Origin of the sequence: Pseudomonas sp. HMSC067G02, from assembly GCF_001813485.1 — a bacterium.
GTDB lineage: Bacteria > Pseudomonadota > Gammaproteobacteria > Pseudomonadales > Pseudomonadaceae > Pseudomonas > Pseudomonas aeruginosa.
Genome location: NZ_KV812729.1, coordinates 267,472 through 285,398, shown reverse-complemented (window position 1 = coordinate 285,398; position 17,927 = coordinate 267,472). Strand labels below are relative to the sequence as shown.

The 17,927-nt window shown below is 66.7% G+C and carries 22 protein-coding genes; 9 read left to right on the top strand and 13 right to left on the bottom strand.

What is annotated here, in order from left to right; all coding sequences use genetic code 11:
• Nucleotides 1–2 precede the first annotated feature (2 nt).
• Both HMPREF2914_RS30220 and HMPREF2914_RS30215 read left to right on the top strand, forming a co-directional pair.
• Nucleotides 3–473 carry a hypothetical protein gene (locus HMPREF2914_RS30220; RefSeq protein ID WP_003161937.1) on the top strand — a complete coding sequence of 157 codons (471 nt, stop codon included), beginning with the start codon at nt 3–5 and terminating at the stop codon, nt 471–473.
• A gap of 15 nt (nt 474–488) precedes the next feature.
• The gene (locus tag HMPREF2914_RS30215; RefSeq protein WP_003084991.1) at nt 489–947 is read left to right on the top strand and encodes a DUF6985 domain-containing protein; all 459 of its coding nucleotides are present in this window, start codon (nt 489–491) and stop codon (nt 945–947) included.
• Between the two features lie 9 nt (nt 948–956).
• On the opposite strand, the gene HMPREF2914_RS30210 is transcribed toward HMPREF2914_RS30215, so the two are convergent.
• Nucleotides 957–1,115 (bottom strand): YqaE/Pmp3 family membrane protein, encoded by a 159-nt coding sequence (locus HMPREF2914_RS30210; protein WP_003084988.1) that lies wholly within the window; start codon nt 1,113–1,115, stop codon nt 957–959.
• A gap of 187 nt (nt 1,116–1,302) precedes the next feature.
• Here HMPREF2914_RS30210 and HMPREF2914_RS30205 point away from each other — a divergent pair, with 187 nt between their 5' ends.
• On the top strand, nt 1,303–1,818 hold the full coding sequence (locus HMPREF2914_RS30205; protein ID WP_003117947.1) for a hypothetical protein: 516 nt from the start codon (nt 1,303–1,305) through the stop codon (nt 1,816–1,818).
• Here the strand turns inward: HMPREF2914_RS30205 and HMPREF2914_RS30200 are convergent.
• Nucleotides 1,808–2,146, bottom strand: coding sequence for a carboxymuconolactone decarboxylase family protein (locus HMPREF2914_RS30200; protein WP_003084980.1), 339 nt, complete (start codon nt 2,144–2,146; stop codon nt 1,808–1,810). The genes HMPREF2914_RS30205 and HMPREF2914_RS30200 overlap by 11 nt on opposite strands.
• Before the next feature lie 117 nt (nt 2,147–2,263).
• Here HMPREF2914_RS30200 and HMPREF2914_RS30195 point away from each other — a divergent pair, with 117 nt between their 5' ends.
• The 3 genes from HMPREF2914_RS30195 (at nt 2,264) to HMPREF2914_RS30185 (ending at nt 4,509) form a co-directional block, all read left to right on the top strand.
• The gene (locus HMPREF2914_RS30195) at nt 2,264–3,175 is read left to right on the top strand and encodes an AraC family transcriptional regulator (protein WP_003161938.1); all 912 of its coding nucleotides are present in this window, start codon (nt 2,264–2,266) and stop codon (nt 3,173–3,175) included.
• A 177-nt stretch (nt 3,176–3,352) separates the two neighbouring features.
• Nucleotides 3,353–3,706 (top strand): DUF805 domain-containing protein, encoded by a 354-nt coding sequence (locus HMPREF2914_RS30190; protein WP_003084974.1) that lies wholly within the window; start codon nt 3,353–3,355, stop codon nt 3,704–3,706.
• Between the two features lie 128 nt (nt 3,707–3,834).
• Nucleotides 3,835–4,509, top strand: a complete 675-nt coding sequence (locus tag HMPREF2914_RS30185; RefSeq protein ID WP_003101612.1) for an HAD family hydrolase — start codon at nt 3,835–3,837, stop codon at nt 4,507–4,509.
• A gap of 1 nt (nt 4,510) precedes the next feature.
• Here HMPREF2914_RS30185 and HMPREF2914_RS30180 read toward each other — a convergent pair whose 3' ends face one another.
• Both HMPREF2914_RS30180 and HMPREF2914_RS30175 read right to left on the bottom strand, forming a co-directional pair.
• Nucleotides 4,511–5,665, bottom strand: a complete 1,155-nt coding sequence (locus tag HMPREF2914_RS30180) for a hypothetical protein (RefSeq protein ID WP_003118883.1) — start codon at nt 5,663–5,665, stop codon at nt 4,511–4,513.
• Nucleotides 5,666–5,690: 25 nt separating this feature from the next.
• Complete coding sequence (locus HMPREF2914_RS30175) at nt 5,691–6,179, bottom strand: M48 metallopeptidase family protein (protein WP_003084971.1); 489 nt, start codon at nt 6,177–6,179, stop codon at nt 5,691–5,693.
• 112 nt (nt 6,180–6,291) lie between these two features.
• Here HMPREF2914_RS30175 and HMPREF2914_RS30170 point away from each other — a divergent pair, with 112 nt between their 5' ends.
• The gene (locus tag HMPREF2914_RS30170) at nt 6,292–7,470 is read left to right on the top strand and encodes a BaiN/RdsA family NAD(P)/FAD-dependent oxidoreductase (RefSeq protein WP_003084970.1); all 1,179 of its coding nucleotides are present in this window, start codon (nt 6,292–6,294) and stop codon (nt 7,468–7,470) included.
• On the opposite strand, the gene HMPREF2914_RS30165 is transcribed toward HMPREF2914_RS30170, so the two are convergent.
• Complete coding sequence (locus HMPREF2914_RS30165) at nt 7,467–8,234, bottom strand: class I SAM-dependent methyltransferase (protein ID WP_003084969.1); 768 nt, start codon at nt 8,232–8,234, stop codon at nt 7,467–7,469. The two genes, HMPREF2914_RS30170 and HMPREF2914_RS30165, sit on opposite strands and share 4 nt — an antisense overlap.
• A 229-nt stretch (nt 8,235–8,463) precedes the next feature.
• On the opposite strand from HMPREF2914_RS30165, the gene HMPREF2914_RS32710 reads away from it, so the two are divergent.
• Nucleotides 8,464–8,889 (top strand): YybH family protein, encoded by a 426-nt coding sequence (locus tag HMPREF2914_RS32710; RefSeq protein WP_003110219.1) that lies wholly within the window; start codon nt 8,464–8,466, stop codon nt 8,887–8,889.
• A 1-nt stretch (nt 8,890) separates the two neighbouring features.
• Here the strand turns inward: HMPREF2914_RS32710 and HMPREF2914_RS30155 are convergent, their stop codons facing one another.
• The 6 genes from HMPREF2914_RS30155 to epd all read right to left on the bottom strand — a co-directional run bounded on the left by HMPREF2914_RS30155 (nt 8,891) and on the right by epd (nt 13,627).
• Nucleotides 8,891–9,373 carry a hypothetical protein gene (locus HMPREF2914_RS30155; protein WP_015502261.1) on the bottom strand — a complete coding sequence of 161 codons (483 nt, stop codon included), beginning with the start codon at nt 9,371–9,373 and terminating at the stop codon, nt 8,891–8,893.
• A gap of 65 nt (nt 9,374–9,438) precedes the next feature.
• On the bottom strand, nt 9,439–10,503 hold the full coding sequence (fba, locus tag HMPREF2914_RS30150) for a class II fructose-bisphosphate aldolase (RefSeq protein WP_003084964.1): 1,065 nt from the start codon (nt 10,501–10,503) through the stop codon (nt 9,439–9,441).
• 119 nt (nt 10,504–10,622) lie between these two features.
• A complete protein-coding gene (locus HMPREF2914_RS30145; RefSeq protein WP_003084963.1) occupies nt 10,623–10,964 on the bottom strand; it encodes an MliC family protein in 342 nt (113 codons plus the stop codon).
• Nucleotides 10,965–11,123: 159 nt separating this feature from the next.
• On the bottom strand, nt 11,124–11,324 hold the full coding sequence (locus HMPREF2914_RS30140) for a hypothetical protein (protein WP_003084961.1): 201 nt from the start codon (nt 11,322–11,324) through the stop codon (nt 11,124–11,126).
• A gap of 72 nt (nt 11,325–11,396) precedes the next feature.
• Nucleotides 11,397–12,560 carry a phosphoglycerate kinase gene (locus tag HMPREF2914_RS30135; RefSeq protein ID WP_003084960.1) on the bottom strand — a complete coding sequence of 388 codons (1,164 nt, stop codon included), beginning with the start codon at nt 12,558–12,560 and terminating at the stop codon, nt 11,397–11,399.
• Between the two features lie 5 nt (nt 12,561–12,565).
• Nucleotides 12,566–13,627 (bottom strand): erythrose-4-phosphate dehydrogenase, encoded by a 1,062-nt coding sequence (gene epd, locus HMPREF2914_RS30130; RefSeq protein ID WP_003084958.1) that lies wholly within the window; start codon nt 13,625–13,627, stop codon nt 12,566–12,568.
• A 214-nt stretch (nt 13,628–13,841) separates the two neighbouring features.
• Between epd and otnI the strand changes: the two genes are divergently transcribed.
• Nucleotides 13,842–14,639, top strand: coding sequence for a 2-oxo-tetronate isomerase (otnI, locus tag HMPREF2914_RS30125; RefSeq protein WP_003084956.1), 798 nt, complete (start codon nt 13,842–13,844; stop codon nt 14,637–14,639).
• Here otnI and HMPREF2914_RS30120 read toward each other — a convergent pair.
• Entirely contained in the window at nt 14,620–15,684 is a 1,065-nt protein-coding gene (locus HMPREF2914_RS30120) for a hypothetical protein (RefSeq protein WP_023092347.1), read from the bottom strand. The two genes, otnI and HMPREF2914_RS30120, sit on opposite strands and share 20 nt — an antisense overlap.
• A complete protein-coding gene (gene tkt / locus HMPREF2914_RS30115; protein WP_023092346.1) occupies nt 15,684–17,681 on the bottom strand; it encodes a transketolase in 1,998 nt (665 codons plus the stop codon). The genes HMPREF2914_RS30120 and tkt overlap by 1 nt, the downstream gene beginning before the upstream one ends.
• Nucleotides 17,682–17,927 lie beyond the last annotated feature (246 nt).

Sequence of the window (17,927 nt, the reverse complement as noted above, 5' to 3'; positions counted from 1 at the left end):
CCATGATTCCTTTCGGCCTCAGCCCCGAACAATTCCGCGAGCGCTACCGCCGCGACCTGCAACGCGCCGCGCCGGGCGTGATCCAGCGCCTGCGCGAGCTGCTCCGGCAACCCTTGGAGGAAGGACTGCGCGACGGCGAGATCCAACTGTTCCTCGGCGAGGACGGACGCGACGCAGCGGAAGCGTGGTTGTACCTGAATGGCGCCAACAACCGGGTCGACGCCAGCGACCCGCGCCTGTTTCCCGGCAAGGCGCTGGACCTGGCGCTCGGCCTGGGACATGCCCCGGATTTCGACGAAGCCTACTTCGCCGACGGCTTCGGCGGCGTCGACCTGCTCGCCGATACGCTGCAAGCCTGGTTCGCCGAGTGCTGGTGGAAGGCCGGCGGCTGGGCCTGGCCGATCCCGCTGTGGCTGCACGTACACGATGGCTTCGGCGACGGCCGTGGCATCGCCCTCACCGAACGCTGCTGAACAGGGAGACCACGCATGGAACTGATCCGCAACCTGGACGATGCGAACATGGGCGAAGTGTATTGGCGCCTGTACCGGCGCTACATCAGCCTGTTCATCGAGAACGAGGCCGACGACGCCTACGCCTGGCGCTGCGCCCGAGCCCTCGACGAACTGGATGACGCCGTGGTCGAGCGGCTTTGTGCCGCCAGCCTGCGCTACCGCGCCGCGCGCCTGGAGCGGCTGGGCGAGTCTGCGGAGGAAGTCGCGCCGGCGCGCGGGGTGCTGGAACGGATCGAACCGGGCGAGCTGATCGTGCCCGACCCGGAACAGGGCGACGAAGCGGTGATCCACCTGTCGCTGAACTGCGAATGGGACCGCGAACACGGTATGGAATGGATCGTCCGGGGCGGCGAGGTGCTCTATGTCGGCCCCTTCCACGGCGAAGACCCGTGGCGGGACTTCACCGTGAAGGAACCATGGAACTACGCCTGAGCAGGGGCCTCAACGCTTGGCGATGATGTACACCGCGTGGACGATGCCCGGGATGTAGCCGAGCAGGGTGAGCAGGATGTTCAGCCAGAAGGCGCCGCCGAAGCCGACTTGCAGGAACACGCCCAGCGGCGGCAGGAGGATGGCGATGAGGATGCGGATCAGGTCCATGAACGGAACTCCTTGGTCCAGGGTCGATACGGTGTCCGGCGCGTGAGCCGGCGTTTTTTCGCGTCACCCTATGACTGACTCCCGCCATTCGCGGAGGGTTCAACCGCAACGGTACTCGCCGCCTGTCACGCGCAGCGGTACGCTTGAGCCTACGCTCATGCGAGCGGACAACCCGCAAGGAACATCCATGTCCGACCTGCCCCCGCGTCCCGCCTTCTGGCCGTACCTGCCGGGCTACGCCCTGTTGCTGCTTTCGGTGCTGCTCTGCGCCAGCGGCAGCTACCGTTTCGTCACCCCGATGGCGCTCGCCGACGGCGTCGACCTGGTCTACCTCAGCCAGGGCCTGGCGCTGCTACCGCTGGGTACCGGGCTGGTCGGCCTGCTCGCGGGCTTCCTCCTGCATGTCCGCGGGCGCTGGCTCGGCGCGCTGCTGGCGCTGCTGCCGGCGACGCTGATCTGCGCCTGGAACCTGTACAACTATGCCGCCCACGGCGACGAGGCGTTGTCGCCGAGTTTCGCCCAGTACACCCAGGCGCTGCTCGGCCTGCTGCTGCTCGGCGGCGTGCTGAGCCTGGTCGACCTGCTCCACGGCAGGCCCTCGACGCTGCTGCGCAAGGGCCTGCTGGGGCTGGGCTGGCTGGCCCTGGTGGCCTGGCTGGGGTTGCTGTTCTACCTGCAGCGCCTGTACGGCCTCACTTTTTGAACTGGTCGTAGGCTTCCAGCGCGCGCAGCGAATAGACATAGGCGGCGCCGGCATTCAGGGAGATGGCGGTAGCCAGGGTCTGGGCGATTTCCGCCTCGCTGGCGCCGGCCTTCAGCGCGGCCTCGGTGTGCACGCCGATGCAACCGTCGCAACGGGTGGTAATAGCCACGGCGATGGAGATCAGTTCGCGGGTCTTGGCATCCAGGGCGCCCTCGGCGCTGGCTTCCTCCAGCGCGCCATAGGCGGCGAGCATCTTCGGGTGTTGCTTGCCCAGGGCACCGAAGGCTTTTTTCACGGCGGGGACGAACTCGGTCCAGTTGTTCAGCATGGTGATATTCTCCGTTGCTTTCGCGCCGGGAGTGGCGCGTCGGGTTACCAGTCTCGACCAGTCTGGACCGCGCCGCCTGCCCATGCGTCTCTACTTTCGACCTGATCGGCTCATCCCATGGACCCACTCGACCGGCTCATCCAGCTCGCCAACCTGCAGGGCCGCCTCGACCAGCGCTGCCAGCTACAGGGCAGCTGGGCGCTGGAGCACCCGCAAGCGGTGCCCGGCGAGGCGACCTTCCATATCGTCATGGCCGGCACCTGCTATTGCGAATTCCTCGATGGCGCTCGCCTCGACCTGCATCCCGGCGACCTGATCCTGTTGCCACGCGGCACCCCGCACCTCCTGCGCAGCGACAGCCCGGCGCAACCCTGCGAACCCACCGTAGAGCGCCGCGGCAGCATCCCGCTGTACCAGTTGAACGGCCCCGGCGAGGCCCTCGACATGCTTTGCGGCAGCTACCGCTACCACGCCGGTGCCAGCCTGTTCGGCGCGCTCCCCGAGCGCCTGCTGGTGCATATGGACGAGTCGACCCAGCAGCCCCTGCGCGCGCTGATCGGGTTGATGCGCGAGGAAGCCGAGAGCACCCGCAGCGGCGCCCGCTCGATCATCGACGCGCTGGCCACCGCGCTGTTCGCCCTGGCCCTGCGCGCCTACCTGGACCGCCAACCGCTGGGCGACGGCCTGTTCGGCCTGCTGGGCGACGCCCGCCTGGGACGAGCCCTGCGGGCCATGCTGGAACGCCCGGAGCATGCCTGGACCCTGGAACAGCTTGCCCAGCAGGCGGCGATGTCGCGGGCCAGTTTCGTCCGCGCCTTCTCCGCCCTCGGCGGGACCTCGCCGTGGATCCTGCTGACCCGCATCCGCATGGAAAAGGCCCGCGGTCTGCTGCGACAAACGCAGAAGAGCCTGCTGGATATCGCCGCCGAGACCGGCTACCAGTCGGAGGCGGCGTTTTCCCGCAATTTCCGCCAGGCCTTCGGCGAATCGCCGGGCCGTTTCCGCCGCCAGGCCGACTCCGCTCGCTGAAAGCGCTACCGGCGCACATTTCGGCGATCCGCTGCTATGCAATGTGAATGATTTTCGCAACATCCTGTACGAATTCACTGACAGTACGGCTACACTGTGCTTTCCCGGCAAGGAGGCGCGGGGGTACTTGTCGCGGCACCCACTCTCCCGCTTTACCAGTACGCCCAGGAGGCAAACATGGAATGGTTTCTGAAATGCGTGAAGGAACACTACTTCGACTTCAACGGGCGTGCCCGTCGCAAGGAATACTGGATGTTCACCCTGGTGAACATCATCATCTCCGTCGCGCTGAGCGTCGTGCTCGGCCTGATCAGTGAAAAGCTCCTGCCGATCGCCAATCTCTACTCGCTCGCCGTGCTGCTGCCGGCCCTGGGCGTCACCGCCCGGCGTCTGCACGACATCAACAAGAGCGGCTGGTGGATGCTGATCGCGCTGATCCCGATCGTCGGCCTGTACCTGATCTACCTGCTGGCCAAGGACAGCGACGCCGGCCAGAACCAGTACGGCCAGAACCCGAAAGGCATCGCCTGATTCCTTCCCGCCGGGCCGCACGGCTCGGCGTTCTCCCTCTCCCTGTTTCCCTTCCCGCCCCTGACCGGGGTTAGAATGCCTCGCTCCCACTCCGGCGCCCTGCGCCAACGCCCGCAGCGAGGTAGCCCATGCCCCATCCCATCGACGCACTGATTTCCGACTGCGACGGCGTCCTGGTCGACAGCGAGGTCATCGCCGAGCGCGTGATGTACGAGGCGCTCAGCGCCTACGCGCCGCTGGAGGAGCTGCAGCGCCTGCTGGAAGGCACCTTCGGCCTGACCAGCCGCGACATCCTCGATCGCGTCGAGAAGCACTTCGGCCTGCGCATCCCCGACAGCTTCAACCGCGAGGTGCGCCAGCGCAGCGAGGAGATGGTCGCCCAGGTCCAACCCATTCCCGGCGCACGCGAGGCGCTGCTGGCCCTGGATCTGCCCGTCGCGGTGGCCTCCAACAGCCGCCGCCACAGCCTGGAGCGCTCGCTGGCGCGCGCCGGGCTCAGCGAACTGATCGGCGAACGCCTGGCCAGCGCCGATATGGTCGCCCTGCCCAAGCCCGCACCCGACGTCTACCTGCACGCCGCCAGCCTGCTCGGCGTCGCCCCCGAGCGTTGCCTGGTGGTGGAAGACAGCAGCACCGGCACCCGCGCCGCCCTCGCCGCGGGGATGCGGGTGATCGGCTTCGTCGGCGCCGGGCACATTCCCGCCGGGCACGCCGAGGTACTGCGCGAGCTGGGCGCCATCGCCATCGTCGAGCACATGCGCGAACTGCCGGAGACCGTGGCGCGCCTGCGCCGGACAGTCTGAGTCAGGGCTGCCCGCAGAGGGTTGCGAACAAGGCTCCCGTTCCCGTCAGCACGAAGAAGGTCCAGTGGAAGGGCACGGCAAGATTCAAGCGCTGGATCGCCGCGACTATCCAGCAAACGCCCCCCAGAACAGCCAAGAGAATCCGCATCAGCGCCTCTCCCAACGTTCTCGCCGAGGAAAAGACTCGGAGCAGGCAATGCAAAAGCGTGCAAAGAAGCAGCACAAGCAGGGCAACGAGCCACAGCACAAGCTTGCCGATGGCGCTTCTCCACTCCTCGTAGAAGAAGTCGACCATGGAGTCGACCGCCCGTAGCACCCTGCTGTTGGCACTGGGGTTCGCCGGTTTCACTCCGTCCGCCCAGATGAGCCGCTGGATGAATTGATAGAACAGCTTGTCGCTTGGTTGGGAAATGGATAATGCGTCGATCATTGCGCGCAGTACCAGGCGCGCCTGCATCCCCAGGAAGATCATGTATGGACCGCTGAAGGCAATGATGAAAACGACGCCCCAATACAGTTTCAGATAGGCGGGCAGGTTGTCGACAAACTCGAAATAGCCCTGCCTGTCAGCCCCCAGGGTAATGATGAGAGTGGCGATGACCGCAATGAGCGCAGCCAACAGCGTGACCAGACGAGCAAGGTCCCGGGGAGGCAGAAAGAATCGCAGCATCACTGCGCCGTCGATATCCTTCGCGGCCTTCGAATTCACCTCCTTCCAGAGGCGCCAGTTCTCCACCAGATCGCCCGCCAGGCAGCGGAGGTTACCGCCATAGGCCCGGTACCGCAGCCGGAACCATTGCCGTTCGTAGAGGGAAAGCTGGACGTAGCGACTGCTCTCGGCGGAGCGCTCGAAGCCTCCCAGGTTCTCCACATTGCGACAGCGCGTATCGACGACGATATCGCCTATCCGTAGCGCAGCGATCAGAAACGGGAACAGATAGAAAGGGAGCAGACTCCTGGCTTCGTAGAGGTACTGTCCGGAGTGGCAATACAAGTCCCAGAACATCGTGATCAACACGAAGAAGAAATACAGCAGGGGAACCCAGTAGTCCCTGTGTTTCAGCAATTGAAAGAATGGCGCCCGGATAAAGATCCGGTAGTGATCTCCCACGTCCTCATAAAGATCCTGCACCGAACGTTGCGAAGCGCTTCCCATCGAGAATTCATCCTTGTAACAGCCGCTAGAGACTCTTCCAGGTCAGGTACACCCGCAAGTCGAACTCCAGCTGGTGATAGTCCGGCAGCATGTACTGGCAGAGCTGGTAGAACGCCTTGTTGTGCTCGCTTTCCTTCAGGTGGGCGAGTTCGTGGACGACGATCATCCGCAGGAACTCCGGGGCGGCGTCCTTGAACAGGGAAGCCACGCGGATTTCCTTCTTCGCCTTGAGCTTGCCGCCCTGCACCCGCGAGATCGCGGTGTGCAGGCCGAGGGCACGCTGGACCACGTCGAGCTTGTTGTCGTAGAGCACCTTGTCCAGGCCCGGCGCGTTGCGCAGGTGTTCCTGCTTGAGGTTCATGGTGTAGGCGTACAGCGCCTTGTCGCTCTGCACATCGTGACGCCCCGGGTAGCGGCGCTCGAGGTACTCGCCCAGGCGGTTCTCGGCGATCAGCTGGCGGACCTGGTCCTGCAGCGATGCGGGATAGGCCTGGAGGTACTTGAGGGGGATCATGCACGGGTCCGGCGGTTCGCGGAAAACGCCCAGTGTACCGCGTCGGGAGCTCCGGCGGCCGACCGCCGCTTCGGGTAAGATGCGCGCCGTTTCCGATGAGCGGAGTGGGACAGTGGCAAGTACAGATGTGCTGATCGTTGGCGCCGGGGCGGCCGGGCTGATGTGTGCGATGACGGCGGCCGGACGCGGGCGCCGCGTGCGGGTACTCGACCACGCCAACAAGGCCGGCAAGAAGATCCTCATGTCCGGCGGCGGGCGCTGCAATTTCACCAACCTGTACACCGAGCCGGCCAACTTCCTTTCGCGCAACCCGCACTTCTGCAAGTCGGCGCTGGCCCGCTACACCCAGTGGGACTTCATCGGCCTGGTGGCCAAGCACCAGGTGCCGTACCACGAGAAGAAACTCGGCCAGCTGTTCTGCGACAACAAGTCCAGCGACATCCTCGAGATGCTGCTGCGCGAATGCGCCGAGGCCGGAGCGGAAATCCTGCTGGACACCTCGATCGAAGAGATCGCCCGCGACGACGCCGGCTACCGCCTGCGTACCAGCGCCGGCGAGATGCGCTGCGAGTCGCTGGTGATCGCCAGCGGCGGCCTGTCGATCCCGACCCTCGGCGCTAGCGGTTTCGGCTACCAGGTGGCGCGCCAGTTCGGCCACGAGGTGCTGCCGACCCGCGCCGGGCTGGTGCCGTTCACCATCACCGACCAGCTGAAGGAGCTGTGCGCCGAGCTTTCCGGCACCTCCGTGGATTGCCGGGTGAGCTGCAACGGCCAAGTGTTCCGCGAGAACCTGCTGTTCACCCATCGCGGCCTCAGCGGCCCGGCGATGTTGCAGATTTCCTCCTACTGGCAACCGGGCGATACCCTGGAAATCGACCTGCTGCCGGACCACGACGCCAGCGAATGGCTGGCGCAGCAACAGCGCGAGCGTCCCAACAGCGAGCTGAAGACCCTGCTCGCCGAGTTGTTCACCAAGAAGCTCGCCGGACTGCTGGCCGACCGCTGGTTCGTCTCCAAGCCGATGAAACAGTACACCCCGACCGAACTGGCGGGTATCGCCGGGCAGCTTTCGGCCTGGCGGGTCACGCCCTCGGGCACCGAGGGCTACCGCACCGCGGAAGTGACCCTGGGCGGGGTGAGCACCGACGAAGTGTCGTCGAAGACCATGGAGTCGCAGCGCTCGCCGGGGCTGTATTTCGTCGGCGAAGTACTGGACGTCAGCGGCCACCTCGGCGGCTTCAACTTCCAGTGGGCCTGGGCCTCGGGTTATGCGGCGGGACAGTACGCCTAGCGCGCCTCGGCCAGATAGGCCTCGGTGCGATAGGGCAGCGCTACCTGCTCCTTCCCCTTGAGCGCCGGGTGGCTGGCGACCAGCTCGCGCAATTGCGCCGCCACGGCGTTCTTTTCCGTCTCCGGCAAGGCGGCGATGAAGCTCACCGAAAGGAAGCGCGAGACGATCACCTGCTCCGGCGGGCCGACATGCTCGTAGGCGAAGGTGGAAAGTCGCAGCGGTCCGAAGGGCGCACGCTCGAACGGCCGACGCCAGTCGCCCTTGTAGAAACGCGGCGCATCGCCTTCGTAGGGGGTGATGATGCGGGTGATCTCGGCGACCCAATCCAGCGACTCGTCACGCACGTTCCACACCAGCCCCAGCCTGCCTTCCGCCGTCAGCACGCGGCGCATTTCCTCCAGCGCCTCCACGGTGGCGAACCAATGAAAGGCCTGTGCGCACACCAGGGCGTCGGCGAAGCCGTTGGCCAGCGGAATCGACTGGGCGCTACCGGCCAGCGCCTGGACCTGCGGCAAGGCTTCGGCGAGCTGGGCGCGCATCGCATCCACCGGTTCCACCGCGACCACCCGCGCGCCGGTACGGGCCAGCAGGCGGGTGAACTTGCCGGTGCCGGCGCCGAGGTCCACCGCGACGGTCTGCGGACGCAGGCCAAGGGCATCGCGCAGCCAGTCGGAGAGCGCTTCCGGGTACTCGGGCCGGCCCTGGGCGTAACGCTGGGCCTCGGCGCTGAAACCTTGCTGGGCGGCGCTGTGTACGGACGACATGAGGGACCTCCTGGGCGGCAGGGAAAGCCCGAGGTATAGCACAGCGGTTTTCCTCCGAATTCCAGACGAACGGTTCAAAGCCTTGCGCAGCGTGGCTCGCAGCCATTGGTCAGGGGCTTCGTGGACCTCTCGGGGAAGAGGCTATTGTCGATCCGAAGGCCCACCCGACGACCAGGGTAAAAGCATCCCGGCACACGCCGGCGTCCCCCGCCACAACCAGGAGTCAGCCATGAGCAGCGAAGTCAGCGCCATCCGCCAATTGATCGAAGACTGGCGAGCCGCCGTCCGCGCCAGCGACGTTCCGCGCATCGTCTCGTACTACGCGGAGGACATCGTCGCCTTCGACGCCATCCTGCAATTGCAATTCAAGGGGCGCGACGCCTACCAGAAGCACTGGCAGGCCTGCACCGAGATGTGCAAAGGACCGATGACCTTCGATATCGCCGAACTGCAGATCCATGCCGACCAGCAGGTCGCCTTCGCCCACTACCTCTGCCACTGCGGCGGCACCGGCCCGGACGGCCAGCCGCACTCCTCGTGGATGCGGGTCAGCGCCGGCTACCGCAAGCAAGGCGACGGCTGGAAGGTGATCCACGAGCATTTCTCGGCGCCGTTCGACATGGACGGCAAGGCGCTGTTCGACCTGCAGCCCTGACTCAGCGCCGCGCGGCGGTCGTCGCCGGGTCGACGCAGCGTTTCACTGCGCGAGGGCTGAGCAGCGAGCAAGGCTTGCCGACCAGGTAGCTGCGGTAGACCTTCAGCAGCGTAGCCTGGCTGTAGCGGCAGCCCTTGCCGCTCTTGCGCAGGCAGGGGCTCTCGAACTCGAAGCGACCGTTGACCGGCTCGGCCAGCTGGATGCGCAACGCCGGCCAGGTGGAGCGGTGCGGCGCCGGCGGGGTTTCCAGTCGGCGACCGTCGCGCACCACCAGTTCGCCGCCGGCCTCTGCATAGTCGAAGACGAACAACAGGGTGCGCGAAGTCTTGGTCGTGCAGTCGCTACGCGCCAGGCAATCCTGCGGATCGGCGGGATCACGCGCTACGCTCGGCGACGCGGCCTCCTCGACGTCGCGGGACGGCGTGTGCAGGCCAGCGCAACCGGCCAGCAGGAGGAACGGCAGGGTCAGGAGCCAGCGGCGCATCGGATTTCCCCGGGACGGATGTGCAAGAGCCCCGACCAGCGGGGCTCCCGTTCGAACGAAGGCGCTTAGTTGACCTTCGGATCCAGCTCGCCGCGGGCGTAGCGCTGGAACATGCCTTCCAGGGAGATCGGCTTGATCTTGGAAGCGTTGCCGGCGGTGCCGAAGGCTTCGTAGCGAGCGATGCAGATGTCGCGCATGGCCTCGACGGTCTTGGAGAAGTACTTGCGCGGGTCGAACTCGCTCGGGTTCTGCGCCAGGAAGCGGCGGATGGCACCGGTGGAGGCCAGGCGCAGGTCGGTGTCGATGTTCACCTTGCGCACGCCGTACTTGATGCCCTCGACGATTTCCTCGACCGGCACGCCGTAGGTCTCTTTGATCTCGCCGCCGTACTCGTTGATGATCGCCAGCCAGTCCTGCGGTACCGAGGAAGAGCCGTGCATCACCAGGTGGGTGTCCGGGATGCGCGCGTGGATTTCCTTGATGCGCTGGATCGACAGGGTGTCCCCGGTCGGCGGCTTGGTGAACTTGTAGGCGCCGTGGCTGGTGCCGATGGCGATGGCCAGGGCGTCGACCTTGGTCTTCTTCACGAAGTCGGCGGCTTCTTCCGGGTCGGTCAGCAACTGGCTGTGGTCCAGCACGCCTTCCGCGCCGACGCCGTCTTCCTCGCCGGCCATGCCGGTTTCCAGGGAACCCAGGCAGCCCAGCTCGCCTTCCACGGACACGCCGCAGGCATGGGCGAACGCCACGGTCTGCTGGGTCACGCGGACGTTGTAGTCGTAGTCGGCAGGGGTCTTGCCGTCTTCACGCAGGGAGCCGTCCATCATCACCGAGCTGAAGCCCAGCTGGATGGAACGCTGGCAGACGTCGGGACTGGTGCCGTGATCCTGGTGCATGACCACCGGGATGTGCGGGAATTCTTCGATCGCGGCGAGGATCAGGTGGCGCAGGAAGGGCGCGCCGGCGTATTTGCGAGCACCGGCGGAAGCCTGGACGATCACGGGCGAATCGGTCTTGTCGGCCGCTTCCATGATGGCGCGCATCTGCTCGAGGTTGTTGACGTTGAAGGCCGGCACGCCGTAGCCGAATTCGGCGGCGTGATCCAGCATCTGGCGCATGCTGATGAGTGCCATGGTTCTCGTATCTCCCAATCGCGGGGTCGTTCAGTGATTCAGAAGCCTGCCGCAGGGGCAGGCCCGGTTCAAGTTCCTTGCGAGGAGCGGTCGCGGCGCCGCGCCCCTGCCGGCGCGACTCAGCGCGCCTTGCAACCGCGACCGATGAGGTCGTCGGTTTCGACCCAGTACACCAGGCCTTCGTCGTTCTCCAGGTGGAAGCCCAGGCGTCCGTCGCTATAGAAAGCGCCGACGGCCGCAGGTTCCTGCTCCAGATGGTGGACCACGTCGTCCTCGTCCTTCAGGCGCAGGTCGACGATGTTCTTGCTGCCGTCGATATAGCGCCATTCGATCACCGCCTTGCTGTCGCAGGTCCAGCGGGTCCAGTCCTTGCCACCGGGCTTGCCCGAGGAGCCGGAGCAGCCGGCCAGCAGGGCCGCGGCGGCGAGGCCGCCGAGCAGGGCGATACGCGAGTAGTTCATGTCCATCCTCCATCCGTGCGGAACGCTCCGCCGCACCTCGCCGGGCCGCAAGCGGCCCGCGCGGCGGCCGGCTGGCCTTGCCTGTCACAGGAAAGGCGCAATGCTACTGCGTACGCTGGCGAATCCCCAGCCCTTTCCGTAGAAACTGGCAGAAAAGCACTACGGGCATTCCACCGGCTTTTGTCCGGCGGTCGGATCGCCGCTACTCTGCTGCTCGACCCGCTGGCGGTTCTGCTCGGTCGGCACCATCACGTCCGGCGGACTGATCACCTCGCAGGTGCTCGGGCGTCGACCGCCATCGCCGCTACAGGCGGCCAGGCCCAGGCAGAACATCAGGAGTGGCAAGGTTACGGAACGCATGGGGCACCTCCTTTTTTCGTCGTCCTCAAAGGTGTGACCCCCGAGGACGGCGAATGGTTTGCCCCGTCTGCGTCAGCCCTTGGCGCGCTGCTCCAGGATTTCCACGGCCGGCAGGACCTTGCCCTCGACGAACTCGAGGAACGCGCCGCCACCGGTGGAAATATAGGAGATCCGCTCGGCGATGCCGTACTTGTCGATCGCCGCCAGGGTATCGCCGCCGCCGGCGATGGAGAACGCCGCGCTATCGGCGATGGCATTGGCCAGGGTACGGGTGCCCTCGCCGAACTGGTCGAACTCGAACACCCCGACCGGACCGTTCCACAGGATGGTCTTCGAGGTCTTCAGCAGCTCGGCGAACTGCGCGGCGGTCTGCGGGCCGATGTCGAGGATCATGTCGTCGTCGGCGACCTCGGCGATGGCCTTGACGGTCGCCACGGCGCTCTCGGCGAATTCCTTGGCCACCACCACGTCCACCGGCAGCGGCACCTTGACCTTGGCGGCGATGGCCTTGGCGGTCTCGACCAGGTCGGCCTCGTACAGCGACTTGCCGACCTTGTGTCCGGCCGCGGCGAGGAAGGTGTTGGCGATGCCGCCGCCGACGATCAGCTGGTCGCAGATGCCGGCCAGGCTGTTCAGCACGTCGAGCTTGGTGGAAACCTTGGAGCCGGCGACGATCGCCGCCATCGGCCGCGCCGGGTTGCCCAGCGCCTTGCCCAGCGCGTCCAGTTCGGCGGCCAGCAGCGGGCCGGCGGCGGCGACCTTGGCGAACCTGGCCACGCCGTGGGTCGACCCCTCGGCGCGGTGGGCGGTACCGAAGGCATCCATCACGAACACGTCGCACAGCGCGGCGTACTTCTGCGCCAGCTCGTCAGCGTTCTTCTTCTCGCCCTTGTTGAAGCGCACGTTCTCGAACAGCACCAGGTCGCCCGCCTTGACCTCGACGCCGTCGAGGTAGTCGGCCAGCAGCGGCACTTCGCGGCCCAGGGCCTTGGACAGGTACTCGGCCACCGGCTTCAGGCTGTTCTCGGCGGAGAACTCGCCCTCGGTCGGACGGCCCAGGTGCGAGCAGACCATCACCGCCGCGCCCTTCTCCAGGGCCAGCTTGAGGGTCGGCAGGGCGGCCTTGATCCGTGCATCGCTCTGCACCTGGCCGTCCTTCACGGGCACGTTGAGGTCCTCGCGGATCAGCACGCGCTTACCTTTGAGGTCGAGGTCAGTCATCTTCAACACGGTCATGACAATCAGTCCTTGGGTACTTGTTGATCAGGCACGGCGGCGCGCAGGTAGTGTCCGGCGACGTCGAGCATACGGTTGGCGAATCCCCATTCGTTGTCGAACCAGGCCAGCAGGTTGACCAGGCGAGGCCCGGAAACGCGGGTCTGGCTGCCATCGACGATGGCCGAATGGGGGTCGTGGTTGAAATCGCAACTGGCGTGCGGCAGCTCGGTATAAGCCAGCAGTCCGCGCAGCGGGCCGCTTTCGGCGGCCTCGCGAAGCACCCGGTTGATCTCGGCGGCGGAGGTGTCGCGGGAAGTCTGCAGGGTGATGTCCAGCGCCGAGACGTTCACCGTGGGCACGCGTATGGCTTTGGCCTGGATGCGCCCGGCAAGTTCCGGCAACAGGCGTTCGATGCCGCGCGCCAGACCGGTGGACACCGGGATCACCGACTGGAACGCCGAACGGGTACGGCGCAGGTCCTCATGGTGGTAGGCGTCGATCACCGGCTGGTCGTTCATCGCCGAGTGGATGGTGGTGATCGACACGTATTCCAGGCCGATCGCCTCGTTCAGCAGCTTGAGCAGCGGCACCCCGCAATTGGTCGTGCAGGAGGCGTTGGAGACCAGCGTTTCGCGGCCGCTGAGGTCCTGCTGGTTGACCCCATAGACGATGGTGGCGTCGATGTCCGCCTCGCTCGCCATCGGCTGCGAGAACAGCACCCGCGGCGCGCCGGCGCGGAGGAAACGCTCGGCCTGGGCGCGATTGGTGTACTGGCCGGAGCACTCCAGCACCAGGTCGACCCGCAGCGCCTGCCAGTCGATGGCCTCCGGAGTCGGGCTGCGCAGCACCTTCACGCAATCGCCGTTGATGTGCAGGCAGTCGCCGTCGACCTTCACTTCGCCGGGAAAGCGGCCATGGGTGGAGTCGAAGCGGGTCAGGTACTCGACGCTGGCCTGGTCGGCCAGGTCGTTCAGCGCGACGATCTCGAAGCCCAGTTGCTCCGGGCGCTCGTGCAGCGCGCGCAGGACGCAGCGGCCGATACGGCCATAGCCATTGAGCGCGACGCGAAAAGGCGGGGTGGACATCGGCAGGGATAGCTCCGGCAAGGGGCCAGTGAAAGGCGCCAATTATGCGGGGGATGGGCCCGCCTGGGAACCGTCCGCGACCCGCGCGGCGCGGCGTGCGCCGCGGCGACGGCTCGCGTGCAGGCGCTGAAACGATTCATGCGACACCTGGCTGGCGCGACCGCGTTCCGCTGTGCAAGGCTCGCCCGCATCCACCGACCGCCAGGAGCGCCAGATGCCCCGCTTCGCCGCCAACCTCAGCATGCTCTACCCCCGCCACGACTTCCTCGAACGCTTCGCCGCCGCCGCGGCGGACGGCTTCGAGGGCGTGGAGTACCTGTTCCCCTATGCCTACCCTGCGGCCGAACTGAAGGCCCGGCTGGACGACCACGGCCTGCGCCAGGTGCTGTTCAATGCCGCACCCGGCGACTGGGACAAGGGCGAGCGCGGCCTGGCCAGCCTGCCGGGGCGCGAGGCCGAATTCCGCCGCGCCATCGCCCAGGCCATCGACTATGCCCAGGTCCTCGGCAACCGCCACATCCATGTCATGGCCGGACTGCTGCCGGCCGGCGCCGACCGCATCCGCCACCGCGAGACCTACCTCGACAACCTCGCCCATGCCGCCCGCGAAGCCGCCGGCGCCAGGCTGACGGTGCTCATAGAGCCGATCAACAACCGCGACATGCCGGGCTTCTTCCTCACCCGCCAGGACGACGCCCAGGCCATCTGCCGCGAGGTCGGCGCGGACAACCTGCAGGTGCAGTTCGACTGCTACCACTGCCAGATCGTCGAGGGCGACCTGGCCACCACCCTGCGTCGCGACATCGGCAATATCGGCCATGTCCAGATCGCCGGGGTACCCGACCGCCACGAGCCGGATGACGACAACGAAGTGAACTACCCCTACCTGTTCGAGCTACTCGACCGGCTCGGCTACCAGGGCTGGATCGGCTGCGAGTACCGTCCGCGCGGCGACACCTCGGCAGGCCTGGAATGGCTGCGGCGCTGGCGCGCTACTCGACGCGACGGATGATCGGCTCCAGCGCGTCCAGGCGCTCGCGGGCGGCCAGCCAGTCGCGCACTTCCGCGCACCACTGTTCTTCCTTCAGCACCGCGCGTGCACGGGTCAGCACTCGCGGCCAGGGACGGTCGTCGAACAGGCGCAGCAGCACCTGGTTGAGCTGTTCGCTATCCAGCGGCCGGCGTCCACGGCGCACCGGCGCGTCGACCCGCTGCGCCAGCGATTGCAGCACCCGTTCGCGCTGTGCCGTATCCACCGGCATCGGCTGCTCGTCGTAGGCGCAGAGCACCAGGATCTCCGGCGCGACGTTCTCCAGCAGGCCGGCGCGCAGCCGGCAGTGGCCATCGAGGATCACGCAGGCATCCAGGCAGTTCAGGCGCAGCGCCAGCACCGGCGGCAGCTCGCCTTCGCGGGCCTTCTTGCGCCACCACTTGACCCGCCCCTCGTCATCCTCGACCCGGCGCAGGGCGATCAGGGCGTCGTTGTCGCGCCCCCACCAGTCGAGCCACTGCACCCAATCGTCGTCGAGGACCTTCTCCAGACTGTAGAAGCGCCAGTCCGGCAACAGAGCGTCGCGCCCGACGCTGCGGTAGCGCCAGCGTTCCAGCACCCGTTCGCGCGGATCGTGGCTCTGCGGCGGCTGCCAGGCGGGCGCCTGCTCGGCGAGCGACAGGCGCAGCAACCAGCGCCCGGCCTCCAGGCAACTGCCCGGGCTGGCGCGCAGGGCCTCGACGAAATGCCGGCTCCAGGCCTTGTAGCGGGCCTCGCCGCGCAGGCCGCGCAAGGCTTCCAGGGTCGGCGAGTCGATGGGCGGCACGCTGGCCTGCGCCGGGCTCGCCGCGACCAGGCTCTTCACCAGCCAGATGCCATCGTGGTACGGCAACTGGGTGGCCCAGAGCAGCGGCTGATCGCCACGCATCAGGCAGATGCGGGCCTGGCCGCCGGATTGCAGATGAAGGAAAGAGGGCGCCCGATGGGCGCCCTCCACCTGGACCGCGAGGCCCAGCCATTCGCCATTGGCGGGGCTTTCGAGGTCCCGCCAGTAGAGCGTGTGCATCAGTCTTCCAGCAGCTCCTCGGCCACCGCCAGGACGTTGTCCAGGGTGAAGCCGAAGTGCTCGAACAGCGCCGGGGCCGGCGCCGACTCGCCGAAGCTGGTCATGCCGATGATGCGCCCGTCGAGACCGACGTACTTGTACCAGTAGTCGGCATGGGCGGCCTCGATGGCGATGCGCGCGCCGACTTCCACCGGCAGCACGGACTGCTTGTAGGACTCGTCCTGCTGCTCGTAGACGCTGGTGCATGGCATCGATACCACGCGGACCTTGCGGCCCTGCTCGCTGAGCTTGTCGTAGGCCTGCACGGCCAGGCCGACTTCCGAACCGGTGGCGATCAGGATCAGTTCCGGCTCGCCGGCGCAGTCCTTCAGCACGTAGCCGCCGCGGGCGATGTCGGCCACCTGGGCGACGTCGCGCGCCTGGTGCGGCAGGTTCTGGCGGGAGAAGATCAGCGCGGACGGACCGTCGGCACGCTCGATGGCATGCTTCCAGGCCACCGCCGACTCGACCGCGTCGGCCGGGCGCCAGGTGTCCAGGTTCGGGGTCAGGCGCAGGCTGGCCAGTTGTTCGATCGGCTGGTGGGTCGGGCCGTCCTCGCCGAGGCCGATGGAGTCGTGGGTGAACACGTAGAGCACGCGCTGCTTCATCAGTGCGGACATGCGCACGGCGTTGCGCGCGTATTCCATGAAGATCAGGAAGGTCGCACCGTAGGGAATGAAACCGCCGTGCAGGGCGACGCCATTCATGATCGCGCTCATGCCGAATTCACGCACGCCGTAGAACACGTAGTTGCCGGCAGCGTCGTCGGCGCTGACGCCCTTGCAGCCCTTCCACAGGGTCAGGTTGGAGCCGGCCAGGTCGGCGGAACCGCCGAGCAGCTCCGGCAGCAGCGGGCCGAAGGCGTTCAGCGCGTTCTGGCTGGCCTTGCGGCTGGCGATGGTCTCACCCTTGTTGGCAACATCGGCGACGTAGGCCGCGGCCTTCTCGGCGAAGTCGGCCGGCAGCTCGCCCTTCAGGCGGCGCAGCAGTTCGGTGGCCAGTTCCGGATGGGCGGCCTGGTAGGCGGCGAAACGCTTGTTCCACTCGGCTTCCTGGGCGGCGCCGGTTTCCTTGGCGTCCCACTCGGCGTAGATCTGCGCCGGGATTTCGAACGGAGCGTGCTCCCAGCCCAGCGCAGCGCGGGTCGCGGCGATCTCGTCGGCACCCAGCGGCGCGCCGTGGCACTCTTCCTTGCCCTGCTTGTTCGGCGAGCCGAAGCCGATCACGGTCTTGCAGCAGATCAGGGTCGGCTGGTCGCTCTTGCGGGCGGTATCGATGGCGGTCTTGATCTCGTCGGCGTCATGCCCGTCGACGTTGCGGATCACTTGCCAGCCATAGGCCTCGAAGCGCTTCGGGGTGTCGTCGGTGAACCAGCCGTGGACCTCGCCGTCGATGGAAATGCCGTTGTCGTCGTAGAAGGCGATCAGCTTGTTCAGGCGCAGGGTGCCGGCCAGCGAGGCGACCTCATGGGAAATGCCTTCCATCATGCAGCCGTCGCCGAGGAAGGCGTAGGTGTAGTGGTCGACCACCGCGTGGCCGTCGCGGTTGAACTGGGCGGCCAGGACCTTCTCCGCCAGCGCCATGCCCACCGCATTGGCGATGCCCTGGCCGAGCGGGCCGGTGGTGGTCTCGACGCCGGCGGTGTAGCCGTACTCCGGGTGGCCCGGGGTGCGCGAGTTGAGCTGGCGGAAGTTCTTCAGGTCCTCGATGCCGAGGTCGTACCCGGTGAGGTGCAGCAGGGAGTAGATCAGCATCGAGCCGTGGCCGTTGGACAGCACGAAGCGGTCGCGGTTGGCCCACTGCGGGTTGCTCGGGTTGTGCTGCATGTAGTCGCGCCAGAGGACCTCGGCGATATCGGCCATGCCCATCGGGGCGCCCGGGTGGCCGCTGTTGGCTTTCTGCACGGCATCCATGCTCAGTGCACGGATGGCATTGGCTCGCTCACGACGGCTGGGCATCGCAATTCTCCTACGGGGGTTGCTGGTCGGAAGACCAGGAGTGAAAAAAAGGGCGCCATTTTCGCCCACCGAAGGCCCAAGGGGCAATGACAGATCGGCAGGGGGACAGTATGTCGCTGCCGACCGGTTTTGCCAGAAGCCTGGCGCAGCCGGATTGCAATTGCGCGACGGCCACCCGTCATCAATATCAAAAATTTTTGATACAGGCATTGCCGGGGTTCGGACCCGGTACTAGACTGCGCCTCC